15 protein-coding genes are annotated in these 16,580 nt (G+C 61.8%); 5 read left to right on the top strand and 10 right to left on the bottom strand.

Features of this window, described 5'->3' with window-relative positions; genetic code table 11:
* Positions 1-155: 155 nt before the first annotated feature.
* Entirely contained in the window at positions 156-659 is a 504-nt protein-coding gene (locus tag HLH21_RS02610) for a YciE/YciF ferroxidase family protein (protein WP_182940890.1), read from the bottom strand.
* A gap of 356 nt (positions 660-1,015) precedes the next feature.
* On the opposite strand from HLH21_RS02610, the gene HLH21_RS02605 reads away from it, so the two are divergent.
* Positions 1,016-1,273, top strand: a complete 258-nt coding sequence (locus HLH21_RS02605) for a hypothetical protein (RefSeq protein WP_182940747.1) — start codon at positions 1,016-1,018, stop codon at positions 1,271-1,273.
* A gap of 70 nt (positions 1,274-1,343) precedes the next feature.
* On the opposite strand, the gene HLH21_RS02600 is transcribed toward HLH21_RS02605, so the two are convergent.
* The gene (locus tag HLH21_RS02600) at positions 1,344-2,033 is read right to left on the bottom strand and encodes a phosphoribosyltransferase (RefSeq protein WP_246379061.1); all 690 of its coding nucleotides are present in this window, start codon (positions 2,031-2,033) and stop codon (positions 1,344-1,346) included.
* A 68-nt stretch (positions 2,034-2,101) separates the two neighbouring features.
* Complete coding sequence (locus HLH21_RS02595) at positions 2,102-3,442, bottom strand: erythromycin esterase family protein (protein WP_182940745.1); 1,341 nt, start codon at positions 3,440-3,442, stop codon at positions 2,102-2,104.
* A gap of 363 nt (positions 3,443-3,805) precedes the next feature.
* On the opposite strand from HLH21_RS02595, the gene HLH21_RS02590 reads away from it, so the two are divergent.
* Complete coding sequence (locus tag HLH21_RS02590) at positions 3,806-4,660, top strand: hypothetical protein (RefSeq protein WP_246379060.1); 855 nt, start codon at positions 3,806-3,808, stop codon at positions 4,658-4,660.
* Positions 4,661-4,879: 219 nt separating this feature from the next.
* On the opposite strand, the gene HLH21_RS17125 is transcribed toward HLH21_RS02590, so the two are convergent.
* The 5 genes from HLH21_RS17125 to HLH21_RS02570 form a co-directional block, all read right to left on the bottom strand.
* Positions 4,880-5,011, bottom strand: a complete 132-nt coding sequence (locus HLH21_RS17125; RefSeq protein WP_264811519.1) for a hypothetical protein — start codon at positions 5,009-5,011, stop codon at positions 4,880-4,882.
* A complete protein-coding gene (locus HLH21_RS02585) occupies positions 5,008-5,595 on the bottom strand; it encodes a helix-turn-helix domain-containing protein (protein WP_182940743.1) in 588 nt (195 codons plus the stop codon). Before HLH21_RS02585 ends, HLH21_RS17125 begins: the two co-directional genes overlap by 4 nt.
* Before the next feature lie 69 nt (positions 5,596-5,664).
* A complete protein-coding gene (locus tag HLH21_RS02580; RefSeq protein ID WP_220789632.1) occupies positions 5,665-7,398 on the bottom strand; it encodes a Hint domain-containing protein in 1,734 nt (577 codons plus the stop codon).
* Between the two features lie 449 nt (positions 7,399-7,847).
* Positions 7,848-8,129 carry a hypothetical protein gene (locus HLH21_RS02575; protein ID WP_182940741.1) on the bottom strand — a complete coding sequence of 94 codons (282 nt, stop codon included), beginning with the start codon at positions 8,127-8,129 and terminating at the stop codon, positions 7,848-7,850.
* An 83-nt stretch (positions 8,130-8,212) separates the two neighbouring features.
* The gene (locus HLH21_RS02570; protein WP_182940739.1) at positions 8,213-9,337 is read right to left on the bottom strand and encodes a glycerophosphodiester phosphodiesterase family protein; all 1,125 of its coding nucleotides are present in this window, start codon (positions 9,335-9,337) and stop codon (positions 8,213-8,215) included.
* A gap of 502 nt (positions 9,338-9,839) precedes the next feature.
* Between HLH21_RS02570 and HLH21_RS02565 the strand changes: the two genes are divergently transcribed.
* Entirely contained in the window at positions 9,840-11,192 is a 1,353-nt protein-coding gene (locus HLH21_RS02565) for a patatin-like phospholipase family protein (protein WP_220789631.1), read from the top strand.
* Positions 11,193-11,252: 60 nt separating this feature from the next.
* Here HLH21_RS02565 and HLH21_RS02560 read toward each other — a convergent pair whose 3' ends face one another.
* Positions 11,253-12,062 carry a bestrophin-like domain gene (locus HLH21_RS02560; RefSeq protein WP_182940737.1) on the bottom strand — a complete coding sequence of 270 codons (810 nt, stop codon included), beginning with the start codon at positions 12,060-12,062 and terminating at the stop codon, positions 11,253-11,255.
* 270 nt (positions 12,063-12,332) lie between these two features.
* Here HLH21_RS02560 and HLH21_RS02555 point away from each other — a divergent pair, with 270 nt between their 5' ends.
* Both HLH21_RS02555 and HLH21_RS02550 read left to right on the top strand, forming a co-directional pair.
* Complete coding sequence (locus HLH21_RS02555) at positions 12,333-13,028, top strand: hypothetical protein (RefSeq protein WP_182940735.1); 696 nt, start codon at positions 12,333-12,335, stop codon at positions 13,026-13,028.
* A gap of 134 nt (positions 13,029-13,162) precedes the next feature.
* Complete coding sequence (locus tag HLH21_RS02550) at positions 13,163-13,639, top strand: hypothetical protein (RefSeq protein WP_220789630.1); 477 nt, start codon at positions 13,163-13,165, stop codon at positions 13,637-13,639.
* A gap of 128 nt (positions 13,640-13,767) precedes the next feature.
* Here the strand turns inward: HLH21_RS02550 and HLH21_RS02545 are convergent, their stop codons facing one another.
* Positions 13,768-16,506: an MGH1-like glycoside hydrolase domain-containing protein gene (locus HLH21_RS02545; RefSeq protein ID WP_182940731.1), complete on the bottom strand. Its 2,739-nt coding sequence runs from the start codon at positions 16,504-16,506 to the stop codon at positions 13,768-13,770.
* Positions 16,507-16,580: the final 74 nt, after the last annotated feature.

The following is a 16,580-nucleotide window of genomic DNA, read 5'->3' as shown; positions in this document are numbered from 1 at the left end:
GCCGGCGTGAAGGCCGGATTTCGTCCGAACCCGGCCGGTATCGCGGCCCTTGCGGCCCGCGCCCGGTCGAACGGGCGCCGGACGCGGCGAAGCCGCAAAAACGACGACGACGCCCGCCCGGACCGTGCCGGGCAGGCGCCGTTCGCCACGCCGCGTCAGGCGGCCATATGGGTCAGCCGTTCTTCGGAAATGGTCGACAGTTTCCTGTCGGCGTCCTTCTCCTCCTCCAGTGTTTCATGGAGGATGGCCGCGCAATCCGGGCGGCCGAGTTCCTTCGCCCAGGCGACCAGCGTCCCATAGCGCGTAATCTCGTAATGCTCGACCGCCTGCGCGGACGAGACGATTGCCGCGTCGAGGACGCTCTTGTCGTCGACCTCGCCCGATACCTCGTCGGCTTCGTCGAGGATGCCGTCGATCGCCGGACATTTGACGGTCGAGGGCGCCACGCCATGCATCTGGAACACCTGCTCCAGCCGCGCGATATGCGTGCGCGTCTGGTCGAGATGATCGCGCAGCCCCGTCTTGAGATCCATCGACGACGCCTTGTCGATCATCGCCGGCAGCGTGTTCGCGATTCTCTTTTCAGCATAAAGGATATCCTTCAGCTGATGGATGAACAAGTCGTTCATCGAATGAATATCCCGAGTGAAGAGTCCCATGGTCCGTCCTCCTGTCTGGCCGGAATACCTGGCGGCTTCCGTTTGCGACAACCAGGGCATGCTGCGTGCCCTGGCGGGAAGGTCATCATGATGCACAGGAAAGTAAAGACCTTTTGACGAACACGTGAAATACGAAACGAGGCGGCTGCCCGGCCGCGGGACGACCGCCTCCGGCAACCCCCCGTTTCAAATGGTTAATTATGATTGTTGGTTGTTATATCTTTCATTTTCACGATTTTTTTCATGTCCCCGTTCCGGAAAAATCCGGCCCGGCTGTATTGAAATTCCACACACGCCCTCAACTCTCCCTATGCTCGGGCGGCATGCACCCTCCCGAATGCAGGAGGATTTCGATCATGACTCGCTTTTTTCTCGATTTTTCCGATGATATGATCTCCCGCATGGCCGAACGCGGTCATGGCGCGGGCAAGGCCCGGCATCACCCCGGCAAATTCGCCCAGGACCGGGAAAAGGCGGCGCCGTCCGCGCCGCAGGGTGGCAAGCCCGGCCAGGCGGGCAGTGCTGCCGGGCACATGGCCGACACTCCCGCGCAGGGCCGCGACAAGGCGGCGCATACCGCCCACGGCCGGCATGGCCATGGCGGCGGTCACTGACGCCATGCCCACGGGCCGGGGGGCCGCGTGGCCGCCCGGCCTGCCTGGCCCGGACGAACGGGCGCCCTGCCTACTCTCCGCTTGCCTCGGCCGGCCCCGGCCGTTCGGCCTGGGCGACCAGGCGGATCACCTCCTGATCCTCCACCTGCTCGAAATCGCGATAATAGGCGCCGACGGCATAAAGCGGGCTCGGCCGCATCAGACAGACAATCTCGTCGCATTCCCCGGCAAGGTCCGCGATGCTGTCGGGGGGCGCCACCGGCACCGCCAGGATCAGGCGCGCCGGCTGTCCCCCGCGCACGGCCTGCAACGCCGCCCGCATGGTGCCCCCGGTCGCGATCCCGTCATCGACGACGATCACGACCCGTCCCGCCACCGGCATCGCGGGGCGTCCTTTCAGATACAGCCTGCGCTGGCGGGCGATCTCGCCAAGCTGGCGCTGCACGATCTCCCGGATCGCCGGGGTCCCGATCCCGAATTCCGCCACCCGCGCCCGATCCAGGACGATGCGCGGCGCGGCGCCATCCACCACCGCCCCCAGGCCGTATTCCTCGTGCCCCGGCAGGCCGATCTTGCGGACGAACAGCAGGTCCAGGTCGGCATCGAGTGCTTGCGCGACCTCGAACGCAACCGGCACGCCGCCCCGCGGCAGCGCCAGGACCAGGGGGTGGGACGCGGCATAGGGCAGAAGGACGGCGGCCAGCGCATGCCCGGCCTCCTGCCTGTCGCGAAACGGCTCCCGACGGTCGGACATCGTCATGTGATCCCTGTCTCATTGGCTCCTGCCGGTCGGCAGGCAGGCGTCTTACGTCACGCGCCTGCGCCGGTTCACAGGCCGAAGGGCCAGGTTTCAGGGGCGCCGTGCACAGGCGCGTGCCCCAGCGGCATGACGGCCCGCGTTTCCTCGAACCAGACCCAGGCATCGAACTGCTCGGCCAGCGACGCTTCGAAATAATGGCTCGCCAGCTCGGTTTCGGGGCGATAGATCACGCCGATCGCCCGCTCGCGCAACGGCCCGCGCAGATGCGCCCTCAGCGCCGCCCGTCTGTCCCGCCAGTCCGTCAGGCTCAGGGGATGGCCCGCGCGGGCGAAGGCATGTTCATAGCTGTCGAAGCGCGCCGGGCGCACGGTCTTCACCTCCATGTCCCCGTCCCAGTCGCTGGCGGCCGCGACGGTGCCGCGGTCGGTGCCGAAGCCGATCAGGACGGCCTCGTCCCCGTGGGCCATGCGGCACAGCTCGCCGATGTTGAACTGGCCCTCCCATCCCATCGCGGTCGCAGCCGCGTTGCCGACATGCGAATTATGCGCCCAGATCACCACCTTCGCCGCATCGCCCCGATGGGCCAGCAGCGCCTGGATGGTGCCGAACATATGCCGGTCGCGCAGGTTCCAGCTTTCGGTCGCGCCGCGATACATGATCCGGTAATAGAGTTCGGCGGCGCGGACGATGCGTGCATTCTGCACGGCGTCGAACCAGGCCTCGCCATCGCGGTGCAGGTAGCGCAGGCGATGGGCCAGCAGGTCGCGCAATTGCGCCACGACCGCGTCCTCGCAACTGTCCTGCCCCTGTCCCGCCACCGCTCGTCCATAGCGGGCCGGGTCGTCCTGCCACGGCGTCAGCCGGGCATAGCGCCGCCGGGCGGACGCCGCCGCGTCAGGGTCGACATGGTCCAGATAGGCTAGCACCGCGTGGATCGATTCCCCCAGGCTGTACAGATCGAGCCCGTGAAACGACACACGCTCGGCCTCGGCGCGGGTTTCGTTGTGACGATGCAGCCAATGCACGAAGGCGGCCACGTCCTCGTTACGCCACATCCAGGTCGGAAAACGGGAAAAGGCCGGCCCGCGCCACGGCCGGGGGGCCCGATGCCGGACATAATCGTCGATGCGCGCACCGTCCGGCCAGTCGGCCTCGACCGCGACGACGGTAAAGCCATGATGTTCGATCAGCCGGCGCGTGATGGCGGCGCGCGCCCGATAGAATTCCGACGTGCCATGCGTCGCCTCGCCCAGCAGGACCACCCGGGCATCGCCGAAGCGATCGAACGCCGCGCCGAACGCCTCTGCACGATCCAGGCCCGGCAGCGGTTCGCCATGGTCGCGCAATGCCGCGACCAGACCGGAAAAACCGTCCTTGCGATCCCGGTCCTGGTAGGATGTATCGGCCATCACGGGCCCCTTTCCCCGACCGCATATCGAGGTACATGCAGCACCTCCCGGAAGTGGGTATCCACCGACCGGAATGCAGGGGGTGGAGGCCCAAACCACCCCCTATCAACACGAAGTGATCGCGTAACCGGCGGACATGTTTTGTCTTGCTCTTTTTAAGCGTTGTCATTTACCGTTAAGAAGTGTTTGCTTTATATTTCTGAAATTTATTTTCATAAAATAGAGTTAATATAAATTTATTTACCCCCCATTTCAATACTTATGATTTCTCGGCTCCATGAGGAAGCGCGCCGAAATTTCCGCGCTTTACCTGAAAATTTTGCATCCCAAAATTTAAATGACCCGCGACCGGGAGTTAGCAGCATGAATAAGGAGTTCTCCGAAATAACAGGGGACGATACGTCACAGACATTCTCCACCGTCGCGTCGCCGAATATTTCGGCCCCTCTGGACGCAAACGCCCATATCGACCTTGCCACGGCGATCGAGACGAGGGCCGCCTTTCCATCGCTGCCGTACGATACGCTGGTCCGTATTGCCGATGACATGAACCGGCAAGGGTTCGGCGTCGCAACCGATTGCATCCACCCCGACGACCTGTCCGCGCTCCGCACTTTCATCGAACAGAAGGTCGCGGCGGCCGGCGGCGAGTATATCGCCTTCACCGGCCGCGACAGCGTCAGCGGCACCTTTCTCGATGCCCTGGGCCTGTCGCCCGAATTCATGCAGGCCTGCCAGACGATCTATCGGAAAGGCACCGGCACGGCCCCGCCCACGGCGCCTTTCTACCAGGTCCTGCGATGCCTTTCGGGAAAGACCGGTGAAAAGCACGCCTTTTTCTTTCACTACGATTCCTACGTCATCACGGCCCTCGTCCCGATCATCATGCCGACGGAAGGCAAGCGCGGCGACCTGATTATGCTGCCCAATACCCGCAGGATCAGGTCGTCCTATTTCCGCAATCTGGTCGACAAGATCCTGCTCGACAACACATTGACGCAGGTCGCATTGAAGCACCTGGTCCGCTCGGGATATCTGCGCCCGACCAGGGTACGTATGCTTCCGGGGAACGTCTATTTCTTCTGGGGCTATCGCTCGGTTCATGCAAACGAGCCATGCGATCATGACAAGACCCGGGCAACGGCGCTGTTTCATTACGCCAACCCCCACGCCGGCAGCCGCCTGCGCGGCATGGCGCGCGGCACACCCGCCGCGTAAGCCCGGTCCGCATCATGCTCGGGGTCCAGGGCCGCTCAACCGGGCCGGACGACGCCCGACCGCCGTCACAGAACCTTGTCGGCGGCGTCCGTCAACTTTCACCCGTGCGCTTCGTTCATAGGGCATCGTCAATCCATCATAATTTCATGGACCGGTGGATATATGCAAATCACACATCATCGGCACACGCACGATGACGATGTGCCGTTCGATCTCTGGCTACGGCGAGAACTCCATATGCTGTTCGACGCGGTCGCCGACGAACCCATCCCGCCCGACCTTGTCCGCCTGGTCGAACAGGGACCCGAGGACTGGCGCGCGCGAACCCTTGTTCAACAGAGGAACGGTCATGACGTGTCTCCGGGTTCGACGGCAGGCGCAGCGTTCCGGGTCTGACGTTCGATCCATTTCTGCGCGTTGATCTTTCCCGCCGGGTCGAGCCGTCGATAGAGCATCACCAGGTCGTTCTCGTCCGGCGACAGAACGGCCCGGATCTTCTCATCGGCCATGCCTGTCAGCAGCGCCTCGGCCTCCACGCCCAGAATCCGCGCCAATGCGGCAAGATGTTTCTGGATGCCGCCCTCGCGCCCGGTTTCCCAGAACGCGATGGCCGAGCGCGACAGACCAAGCCCATCGGCCAGTTGCTGCTGGCTGAGTCCCGCGATTTTCCGCAGGATCCGGATGCGCTTGCCCAGTTCGGCGCTGGGCGAAGCCTTCCGGCCGGCATCCGGATCAATACCCTGCAACCGGGCCTCGGCCCGCCTGATCCATTGTCGGAAGCCGCCCTGGCTGACCCGCGACAGACCCCTGTCCGGCCCATCGCCCTGCTCGCGATACAGCACGCCGTCGCGCAGCACATCGACGACGACACGCGACCGGGCACCAGGGCCGGCAGGCCCCCAGATCTGACCGGGCTGGAGAATGAAATAATGCATTGGCCGAAGCGATTTTCAGGAGCCGGCCCCGATCGGCGGACCGCTCCCTGACGCCTGTCCGCGCGCCGGTCAGCCGTGCCGGACGGTGGGCAGGCCCTCGCCGTCCCGGACGATATATGGACCCGCCGCCAGGATATCCACCGCCAGCAGCCCGATGGTGCTGGGCCGGCGCGTACCCAGCGGCAGCAGTGCATTGCCGTTCGTCCAGCGGCAGGGCGCGCTTTCCTGCACGTCCCATCCGGCCAGATCGCCGGTCGTCAGGTGGGCGTCCAGCCGACGGGTGATATCGGCGTCGAACAACGTGACCTCTCCCACCAACACCCCCAGTTCCCGACGATCATCGAGGAACGGCCCCACGACGTCCGACGGCCTGCTGGTCCGCGAAACGATGCGGACGTGCCCGACCTCGGGCGGGATCATGAACACGGCGCGGCCGTTGGCTTCGCGCGTCTGGCGGATGATCCGGCCGGTTTCCGTCACCAGATGCAGGCCGGCCTCCGACGTCGTTTCCGGCACGTCCGTCACGGCGGGAAGGCCCAGGGCCACCGCACGGTCCTCGATCCGGCGGAACAGCGGCTCCACCGTCTCGCGCGCGACGCAGAAAGGGGCCGCCGCGTCATGCGCCCACGTCTTGCGCGGGCCGAACAGGCCGACAACCACGCGACCATCCTGGACGGGACGGAAGGACCGGCGATTACCGGTGTCGAGATAGCTTTCGGTCGGCATGCCGTTGGCCGTGACGATGGAATGGTCCTCGGTCTCGATATGGTAGACATCGAAACTGTCCATGGATGCCTCGACAGTGATCGAGCGCCCGTTGACCAGCATGCGGGCCGGGATCAGCCGGCCATCGACATACAGGCAATGCTCCGGCGTCACCAGAAGGTCCATGAACGGCGCCCCCTCGGCGAAAGCGTCCTTGCGAATACGCACCGGATAATCGTCCCGTCCGTTCGCCGTCACATGCCGCGCGCCGACCCAGACAATCGTCCGAACGATATCCCGCCCCTCGACATGGGCCAGAACCGCATCGCCGGCCCGCATGTCCTCGACGGCGCATGTCCCGTCCGGCGTACCCACCAGCGTGCCGGGCAGGAAACAGGTAATGACACCGCCCTCCTTGTCAGATTGAGTGAAATTTTTCGAATAAGCGACGATAGGACCAAAATGCATGGGATCAAGGACGCCATATTGAGCCTGGCCCGTCGTCTTCAGATTGAACGGATCGCCTTGCAAGGTAATTGTCCGCCCGACGCCCAGAATGCCCAGAACACTGACACCATCCCCAATCGTCGTCGTGTCGGTCGACGGATCGTAGGTGGCGGGGATGGTCGTCGCGCTTGGAAAGTCCATCACGAAATTCTTGGGAATCGCATCGGTCGGATTTCCGCTCGAATCCACGAAATCAACAGGAATATTCAGGATGTTCGCAGACAATCCGGTCGGGTCGACCTTGATCTCCCCTCCGGCGGGCCCGACGGTGACGGTATTGAGGGTGCCCGTGCCGATCAGGTTGCCCTCGATTTCCAGGACGCCGCCATCCACGGTCAGGTTGGTTGCCGCGCCCACGCCGATCAGGCCGCCACCGACCTGGGCCGTGGCGCCGTTTTCGACGGTAACCGATGACAGTGCGTTGATGCCGGTGAGACTCGTCAGATTGACGACGACAGGATCCCCTTCCGGCGTGCCGGCATTTTTCGTAACGACAATGGCGCTGACCGCGCTTATCCCGATCACGCCGGACAGGTCACCGGAGCCGTATATGGTCGCGGTGCCGGCATTAATGCTGACCAAAGCCGTCATGGAGTTCTTCCTCGGATTCTGGGGGTCGCCGCATTGGTAGAAAAATACAAACAACGCCCGGAGTCAAATGATTCAATCCGAATATCGTCATTATTTAACTCATGAAATCGACAATGAGATAGAAAATGTTAATCGTATATTTACCTCTCCCTGATCGTGACGTCATCGAAGCGTCCTAGGCCCGCACGCCCGCGACATCGCCGCCGGTCTGGCGACGGCTTCAAGACCGCGCACCGTCCATATCCTGAAATTTATTGCGTAGTACGTTATTTTTCCGTCATTCCTGGATCACGACGCCATACCTCGGCACGGAAAGGCCCCGCTTCCACGATCAGCGCGGCCAGGCCCGCGACCTGGCCGCGCCATCGCGCGCCGGGATCAATCCGACAATCGTCGCCAGGATATTCGGTCGGGAACGCACCCGCGCCGCGCCGCCCTCCGCAGGCGGGTCAGGGCAGATCCTCATCCCGCTCGCGGGTCCAGGCGTCCAGATCCAGGAAGGCCTCGACCATGCGTTCTACCGCGACCGAACGGGTCGGCACGTCCAACTGCCGGGTCCGCCAGGAATCGACCAGGTCCAGGACCGGCTCCCCAAGGCGGACGCTGAGCGTTTCGGTGGCGGGGGACGGCGTCTGGGCGGGTTGGGCGATCAGGGCCGAATGCAGGCCCGAAACCTGCGCGCGCAGCGCGGTCAGGTGCGACAGGATCTCGATGGACGTCAGATCGGGCATGATCGTGTTCTCCGGAATGACGGGGCGTCGTGGACGACCCGCTATCCAGCCCCTATCGCCCCGCGAGACGAATGGTTCCCGCCCTACGGCCCGTCGACCGCCAACCGTCCGATCGCCGGATCGTCGGTAAAGAACCCGTCCAGGCCCAGGTCGAGGTACCGCCTGATCTCGGCAATCGCGCCTGCGGGGTTGCGGGCATTCTCCGCGGCGTCATTGCGTAGTTGCCGCGGCAGGAAATGATTCTCCGGCCGGGAGGTATAGGAATGGACCAGCAGGCCCGCCCGGTGCGCGTCGGCGACCAGTGTCGAGGGCGCCTGCCACGCACCGGTGGCGTCGCGCGGTATCAGGTCGATATTGGACGGCCCGATGACGTCGGCATAGCGTCTGACCTCACGCAGCCCGCCGGGTGTCATCAGGTCGCCGAACGAGGTCCGCTCGCCCCGCGCCGCGAGGTCGGGCGGAACCTCCTGACGGTCGCCCATCAGCAGCATCAGCCGCGCCTGCGGATTGATCGCCTGGACCCGATCGCGCAGCATGCGTAAATTCGCGGTCTCGAACGACTGGACTTCCAGCGGGGCGAAGCGCGTGTAGTCATGGGCGGCGATCACGCGCAGGAACGTCTCCTCGGGCGTATGGCCCAGCGCATGGAAATGGGTCGAATTCTTGATTTCGGGAATCAGCCCGACCACCCGGCCGCGCGCCGCGGACTCCGCGGCGACGAAATCAATGATCTCCTCGAAGGTCGGGATATCGAAATGGCCGTCATAGCGCGTGTTCTGCGGCCGCATGTCGGGCAGGCGCTCGCGCGCCCGCAGGGTCTTGAGTTCCGCCAGCGTGAAATCGGTGGTGAACCACCCGGTCTTGCGCGCGCCGTCGATGACCAGCGTGCGGCGGCGCGCAGCGAATTCGGGCCGGTCCGCAACGTCGGTGGTGCCGGTGATGTCGCTTTCATGGCGCGCGACCAGAACCCCGTCGCGGGTCGGCACCAGATCGGGCTCGACATAGTCGGCGCCATCGGCGATCGCCTTGGCATAGGACGCCAGCGTATGTTCCGGCCGCAGCGCCGACGCGCCGCGATGGCCGAACACCAGCGGCCGGGGGGCAAGCGACGCGGCGGCCCGCGCCATGGTCGCCCCTGGGATCGCCCCCCAGGCCGCGCCCACGCCCGCCGCGCCCATGGCCCCGAGAATATGCCTGCGTGTCAACATCAACCAATCCTTGGAACGTCGCGCCAGGCGCCAGCAAGACCATGCCCGGCGCAATTGAAAAAATGATATATTGTCCGGAATCCTGACGGATATTCAAGCTGGGCCACCCGCAATCCGGGACGGCACGAAACCGTCTTCATGCCGTCGCCAGGGCCGGCAGCGCGCGGAACAGCCGCAACGCGGAATGCGCGCATCCGATCGCAGGACGTCATGCTCGACAGTCGACCCCGGGAGAAAGATTAAAATTCGCAGCCTGATAGACGAAATCGGGCACCATGCGCGTGAAGGTTCGATGACACCGCGACACGGTCGCCGCCATCCTGCCCATGGCCAGGATGGCGCACGCCCCGACCAGCAGCCGCCGGCGACGGGCGAAATCGGCCCTGTCCGCCTTCGATTTCCTGATCCGCCCGCCCCACTCCCAAAAGCCAGGCCAAACCAATACCCGCGCGTTATCGAGGCATCGTGACATGACATACCAAACCTTCAGGAAACTTCCCGGATGCGGTCCGCGCTTGCAGCACGATTGTCTCAGGCCTATCGCAACAGCGGATGGTGCGCCGCCATCCGCAGCTTTGCTGACGGAGATGACCAGAAACGCCACGCCGGCACGAGGTTGAGCATGGTCATAGGACAGCATCCCGGCGGCATGCATGCAGTACGGTCACGTCGAAGCCTTTTCGGCCTTGCCGGAGGAGGCGCGGCCGCTGCCCTGTTGCCAGGGTGCGCCTTTCCGATGCGCGGGACCGCCGTGCCGCTGGCCCGGACCCTCCAGGCCAGCGTACTCGGATTGCCGAACGAACGCTTCTTCCCTTTTTACGGAACGGCGCCACTGGAAACTGAGTTCATGGCCGCCCTGGAGCGCATGCGGCGGGCACAAAATCTGGCCTCGACCGCATCGCTGCCGGAACTGCAACTTCTGGCGGTGTCCGGTGGCGGAGAAAATGGCGCCTTTGGCGCAGGCCTGCTGTGCGGCTGGTCCGAGCGGGGTACACGACCGACGTTCGAACTTGTTACGGGCGTGAGCACCGGTGCGCTGACCGCGCCCTTCGCCTATCTGGGCCCCAGCTACGATGGGCCGTTGCGCACCGTCTACACTGAACTCACCCCGGCCCATGTGCGGTTGAAACGCTTTTTCACCGCGGCGCTGTTTGACGACGCGATGAGCGACAATGCCCCGCTGTTCAAGACCATCTCCACCTACCTGGACAAAAACATGCTGGACGCATTGGCAAGGGCCTATGCCGACGGCCGACTGCTCTTCGTCGGGACCACCAACCTCGACGCCCAACAGCCGGTGATCTGGAATATCGGCGCGATTGCCGGAAGCGGACATCCACGGGCCCTGGAGACCATCCGTCGCATCCTGCTGGCCTCGTCCGCCATTCCTGGCGCGTTTCCACCCACCATGTTCGACGTCGTTCTGAATGGAAAGCCATATCAGGAAATGCATGTGGACGGTGGCGCCTTCGCACAGGCATTCCTGTACCCGGCGGCACTGACGCGGCAGCGGCGTTTGCGCATGGCATCCGGCCAGCATGTCCTTTCCGCGAACGCCTATATTATCCGTAACGGCCGCCTCGACCCCGAATGGGCCACCACGGAACGACGCACACTGGGAATCGCCGGACGCGCGATCGCCACGATGATTACGGCAAGCGGCATCAATGACGTGATTCGCCTCTATAACACGACCCGGCACGACGATATCGGCTACAATCTCGCTTATATCGGTTCCGATTTCGACCTGAAGCCGCCCAAGCCGTTCGACCAGAAGTACATGCGAGCACTGTTCGATTACGGCTACCGGCGCGGTCGCGCCGGGTACCCATGGGCCAAAGCCCCACCGATTTAATGAATCATCTTCACAAGACCACCATAAGCTGAAACCATCTTCCCGCCGAGCGTTATCCGATCAACGCACCTGCGGCTTGGCGCCGAATCCCCGGATGGTCCATATGAGCGGCGCGGCATCTGCCCGGATGCTTCCCAGACGCGGCTGATTCAAGTCCGCGATCAGGAGCATGCCACTTGACCACATCATCAATAAAAGCGTGGTCAGTACGACCTGACGATTGCCGGCAAGACCCTGCTCGTAACCCAGGGCGCCCATCGTCACGATCGACCCGACATAGAGCATCAGAAGGATATCCGGCGGCACCCGGCTCTCATACGCAAACTGCTGAGAAACCGAAACGTCGAACATGCCATTCAGTGCCGCGATCAATGCCGGCGTAGCCGGGTTTGGCGCGTGGTCTGCAATCGCTCGCGCCGATTGCCATATATCCGCCTGCAGTGCATTCGTCTGCGCGATCAGACCCGGGATGTCAGCATCCGAATCGGCGGTCGTGAAGGCCAGCCTGACGTGGGCATACTCTTCGATTCTGTCAGCAAGCGTGCGTGCTGCCGCATCATCGAACAACTGCGTCCGCAGCCATGCCGTCCCGATGGCATTTGCCTCCGCCAGCACCAGGTCGCGACGCGCCTCGAAACGGTTCTGTGCAAAATTGATGGACAAGCCCAGGGTGAATGCAAGCAAACCGACCATTCCGGACGTCAGTGTAGAACTTATCGTGATATCCGCGCTATTCTCCGACTTCGACGCAGTGACGTAACGCCCGAGACGGTAGCCGATTTCCGCAGCAAGCGTGAACGACAGGAATAGAAAAATACCTGCCACAACGAACCCCTGTGCGAACAGGTGCCGAAAAAACAGCAGGATCATCCGATCTCTCCAGTTACAGGGGCCTTGTGGCAGCGCGGCCTAGTCAGAACAAGATCAGAACATCTTACCTTGTCGGGGCTGGATATTTCAAATGATTCATGGATGTTCTCACAAAAGATACCGATGGAAAAATCACCACCACTTACAAATTCAGATGAAGCACATATTTGTCATGACGGGTCCACACGCGACTTGACGACGCACCGCCCCTTTTCTTTTCATCTCACCTGAAGCAGATAGTATGACATCTCGTATCAAGGACGACATTCCATGACCATGTCCGCGGTATTTTCGTTCATATTCAGAGAGTTCAAGAAAATCCTGCCTCCCACGATATTTTTTGGAATAGGATTCAATTTAATATTATTCACAACCAATCTACTTCTGGGCGACTATCAGATCCATCTATCCAGCTATGTGATCGCGACGACAGCAGCCCTGGTCGTCGGGAAGGCGGTGTTGGTGGCGAACGCCTTGCCATTTTTCCATCATCTCAACTCTGCGCCTTTGATTCAGTCGGTGCTTTTTAAAAGCGGAATCTACTTCACGGTCGTCGCCATAGCGCGCTTCCTGGAGAAGTTGATCGAATTTCTGCTCCATGGTGGTCGGCCAGACGGACTTCTGGCGTATGTCGCGACCCATTTTACATGGAACCGCTTTTTCGCGATCCAGATCTGGATCGCGGTTCTGTTTCTGATCTACACGTATATTTCCGAACTTTCCGCGCTGTTCGGTGACGGAGAACTGTTCAGAATTCTGTTCGCCAGACGATCAACCGGATTGAAGGAGGCGCACCGAATGCGGTTCAAAACCCTGGCAAAGCTCGGACGATTGATCGACACACACACGGCCGATGAACTGCTCGATCCGAAGACGGCCGTACACAGCGAGATGAATACCCTGATCCGCGGTCTCTCGGCGGCGGCGGCTCACGGACAGTTCTCTCCCGACACCAGAAGACTATGATCGCGGTGCGGGTCATATGTGTGTGAACACTTCAACCATCGAAGACCTGAACGCGTTTACCCGCAGCGTTTTGACCGGGTAGCGTCAAGCGTGTCCAGTTCGACCAGGGACATGAACGCTGTAAGGATCGTGTTGTGTCAATGCGCGTCAGAAAATGGTTCGTAATCGTAGCACTCCTCACCACCACGGCAGTTTCGCTTGGGGGGTGCGCGGACGATCCGAAGGAAAAACATACCGGCCAATCCGGGCGCATCCCGGATGCTTACGTCAAGTTGCGGGAGTTTCAGGTCGCGTTCGTCGGCAGTGGTGGCGGTGGAAATGGCACCATTACCTTCCGGGGGAAAACCTATCCTCTCAAATTCGGTGGCCTTGGCATTGGCGGATTCGGGGTTTCGTCTGTCGACGCCACCGGAGAGGTTTTCAACCTTCACGATATTCGGAAATTTCCAGGAACTTACGGCCGTGCGCGTTACGGCTTCGCCGTTGGAACGGCAAGTTCCGGCGAAATGTGGTTACAGAACGAGGCTGGCGTCATCATGCACCTGCGTGCCAAGCGCGCGGGCCTCATGCTCAGCATGGGCGGCGACGCCCTGGTGATATCCATGAAGTAATATTTCTCCATAAGTTTCATCTATCGGACCATACCGCAAATGGCGGCATCCATGATCTGGCCCGGTACCGCGAGCGCCCTGACAAGGGCGCGTCGGGTCGCCGCCAGCCCACATTTTCAAACAGGCTGCTAACGCGTTTCCGTCCTGTCACCGCCGACCTGCTCATTGATGGCCCTGGCGAGCAGGTTGTCACGTCCGCTCTCCAACAGGGCTTTGGCGTCGACGCGACCAAACAGATCCATCAGCGGGGCGACGAGGCCGCTCCATCCCGTCTGGTGACTGGCCCCCAGGCCCGCGCCATTGTCGCCATGGAAATACTCGTAAAACAGGATCAGGTCGCGCCAATGTGGATCGTTCTGAAACTTGGCCATGCTGCCATATACCGCCCGTTGTCCAGTGGCGTCGCGCAGGAAGATGCTCGTAAGCCGGCGGACGATCTCCTGAGCGACCTCGAACAATGTCATGTACTGGCCTGAACCCGTCGGACATTGGACTTTCAACTCATCGCCGTAAAATCCATAGAGATTGACCAGCGCACGGACAATCAGCGTATTGATCGGCATCCACACCGGACCGCGCCAGTTGGAGTTGCCGCCGAACATAGCTGTGTTGGATTCGGCGGGCAGATACTGCACCTTGTATTCCTGCCCGCCGGTCTGAAAGACAAACGGATGCTCCTGATAATGGCGGGACAGCGAACGAATGCCGCACGGCCCCAGAAACTCGTTTTCGTCCAGCAGGTACCCCAGCACACGCTCCAGTTTTTTCCTGTTGAGGATCGATAGCAGCTTTCGTCCCTTGTAGCCGCTGAAGCCCGCATCGGTCGGGGCCACCTGGGCAACCAGCTCAGGATGGCGCTTTCTGAACAGCGCGATCAATTCCATCAGTGCCGGATATCGCGCCACAGAATCCGCTTCGAACACCGTGGACGCGCACAGGGGCAGAAGCCCCACCAGCGACCTGACCTTCAACCGTATGGCCTGGCCATCGGGAAGCCGCAGCAGATCGTAGAAAAAGCCATCCTCCTCATCCCACATTTCGTCATGATGCTCCCCTATGCGATCCATCGCATATGAAATCCACATGAAATTCTGAAGGAACTTGAAGGCGGTTTCCTCGTAGACCGGATCGGTCTCGCTCAGGATGAGGGCAATCTCCAGCATGTTCTGGCAGTAGAACGCCATCCATGCCGTCCCGTCCGCCTGATCCAGCGAACCGCCGGTCGGCAGCGGCGCGCTTCGGTCGAAGACACCGATATTGTCGAGCCCCAGAAACCCCCCTGCGAAAATGCTGCGTCCTGCCGGATCCTTGCGATTGACCCACCAGTTGAAGTTCAGCATCAACCCCTGGAACGAGCGCTCCAGGAATCGCAGATCGGCACGCCCCAACTGCTTCTCATATTTGTAGAGCCAGAGCGTGGCAAAGGCATGTACCGGCGGATTCACGTCGCTGAAATTCCACTCGTAGGCCGGAATCTGGCCGCCGGGGTGGAAATACAGGCCACGCAACATCAGCATCAGCTGGTCCTTGGCGAAATCGAAATCCACCATCGCCAGGGAAATCGTGTGGAATGCCAGATCCCAGGCCGCGTACCACGGGTACTCCCATTTGTCCGGCATGGAGATCACGTCGGCGTTCAGCATATGGAACCATTCGGCGTTCCTGACGCCGGGCCGAGGGGAGTCGGTCATCGGATGGCCCTTGTGTTCACGCAGCCAGCGGTCCACGTCGAAGTAATAATACTGTTTGCTCCACAGCATTCCCGCAAGCGCCTGGCGATGCACCCGGCGCTGATCCACGGTCAGCGCCTTGGGGGCAATGCGCTCGTAAAACGCGTCGGCGTCGGCGATGCGGCTGGTGAAGATTTTCTCGAAATCGCCGAAGGGATTCCTTGCCCTCGGGGCGGCCAGGCGCAGCCGTATCGTTTCCTGTCCACCGCCGGGCAGTTCAAGGACATAGTGGGCGGCGGCCTTGGTCCCCGTCCGCGCCGGGTTGATCGCATCAACCTGACCCGCAATGACGTAGGCGTGGAATGCATCCTTGACATGGGCCGTGCTGTTTTCCTGACCCCACAGACGCTGTGTATTGCTTTCATTTTCGGTAAACAGCAACTCCGGCGCGCCATCGCAGTCGAGCCAGTATTCGCCCAGTTCGGGATGGGTGGCGCGAATGGCGCCCGGCGTCATTCCCTGCAGGGATGGCTTGCAACGATCGTTATCCCACGCCCAGGTGTTGCGAAACCACAGGGTCGGCAACACCCGCAACCGGGCGACCTCCGGCCCGCGATTATGCACGGTGATCCGGATCAGCACGTCCTCCGGGCCTTCCTTGGCGTATTCCACGAACACGTCGAAGTACCGGTCATTGTCGAAAACTCCGGTATCGAGAAGCTCGTATTCCGGCTCCTCCCGGGAGCGTCTTCTGTTCGTCTCGACAATGTCGCGGTATGGATATTCGCCTTGCGGGTACTTATAAAGATAATTCATGTATGAATGCGTCGGCGTGCTGTCGAGGTAAAAGTAATATTCCTTAACATCCTCGCCATGATTCGCTTCACTGTTGGTAAGCCCGAACATGCGCTCCTTCAGGATCGGGTCATGCTCGTTCCACAGGGCCAACGCAAAACACAGATGCTGCCTGTCGTCGCAAATCCCGCCGATCCCGTCTTCGCCCCACTTGTAAGCACGGGATCGCGCCTGATCGTGCGTGAAGTACCCCCAGGCATCGCCGTTCTCGCTGTAGTCCTCGCGGACCGTGCCCCATTGCCTTTCACTCAGATAAGGGCCCCATTTTTTCCAGGGGATTTTGAACGCGCGCGCATCGTTCAGTCGCTGTTGTTCCAACAGACTCCCGGTAGCGGAAACCATGTCCTGCCTCCATCATGAGCGCGCGAAGCAAGAGGCTGTTTTATAAAGTGGGCCGGACGCTGGCTGGCGTGCGG

It is taken from the genome of Gluconacetobacter johannae (assembly GCF_014174305.1).
GTDB lineage: Bacteria > Pseudomonadota > Alphaproteobacteria > Acetobacterales > Acetobacteraceae > Gluconacetobacter > Gluconacetobacter johannae.
The sequence above is the reverse complement of the archived record's forward strand: the minus strand, read 5'-3'. Positions and strand labels throughout refer to the sequence as shown.

Excerpts from the sequence above, each read along its gene's own strand:
- HLH21_RS02545 (WP_182940731.1), bottom strand. The coding sequence starts at position 16,506 with ATGGTTTCCGCTACCGGGAGTCTGTTGGAACAACAGCGACTGAACGAT.
- HLH21_RS17125 (WP_264811519.1), bottom strand. The coding sequence starts at position 5,011 with ATGACCGTTCCTCTGTTGAACAAGGGTTCGCGCGCGCCAGTCCTCGGG.
- HLH21_RS02580 (WP_220789632.1), bottom strand. The coding sequence starts at position 7,398 with ATGACGGCTTTGGTCAGCATTAATGCCGGCACCGCGACCATATACGGC.
- HLH21_RS02575 (WP_182940741.1), bottom strand. The coding sequence starts at position 8,129 with ATGCCCGATCTGACGTCCATCGAGATCCTGTCGCACCTGACCGCGCTG.
- HLH21_RS02585 (WP_182940743.1), bottom strand. The coding sequence starts at position 5,595 with ATGCATTATTTCATTCTCCAGCCCGGTCAGATCTGGGGGCCTGCCGGC.
- HLH21_RS02595 (WP_182940745.1), bottom strand. The coding sequence starts at position 3,442 with ATGGCCGATACATCCTACCAGGACCGGGATCGCAAGGACGGTTTTTCC.
- HLH21_RS02555 (WP_182940735.1), top strand. The coding sequence starts at position 12,333 with ATGACCATGTCCGCGGTATTTTCGTTCATATTCAGAGAGTTCAAGAAA.
- HLH21_RS02565 (WP_220789631.1), top strand. The coding sequence starts at position 9,840 with ATGCGGTCCGCGCTTGCAGCACGATTGTCTCAGGCCTATCGCAACAGC.
- HLH21_RS02605 (WP_182940747.1), top strand. The coding sequence starts at position 1,016 with ATGACTCGCTTTTTTCTCGATTTTTCCGATGATATGATCTCCCGCATG.
- HLH21_RS02610 (WP_182940890.1), bottom strand. The coding sequence starts at position 659 with ATGGGACTCTTCACTCGGGATATTCATTCGATGAACGACTTGTTCATC.
- HLH21_RS02600 (WP_246379061.1), bottom strand. The coding sequence starts at position 2,033 with ATGACGATGTCCGACCGTCGGGAGCCGTTTCGCGACAGGCAGGAGGCC.
- HLH21_RS02590 (WP_246379060.1), top strand. The coding sequence starts at position 3,806 with ATGAATAAGGAGTTCTCCGAAATAACAGGGGACGATACGTCACAGACA.
- HLH21_RS02570 (WP_182940739.1), bottom strand. The coding sequence starts at position 9,337 with ATGTTGACACGCAGGCATATTCTCGGGGCCATGGGCGCGGCGGGCGTG.
- HLH21_RS02560 (WP_182940737.1), bottom strand. The coding sequence starts at position 12,062 with ATGATCCTGCTGTTTTTTCGGCACCTGTTCGCACAGGGGTTCGTTGTG.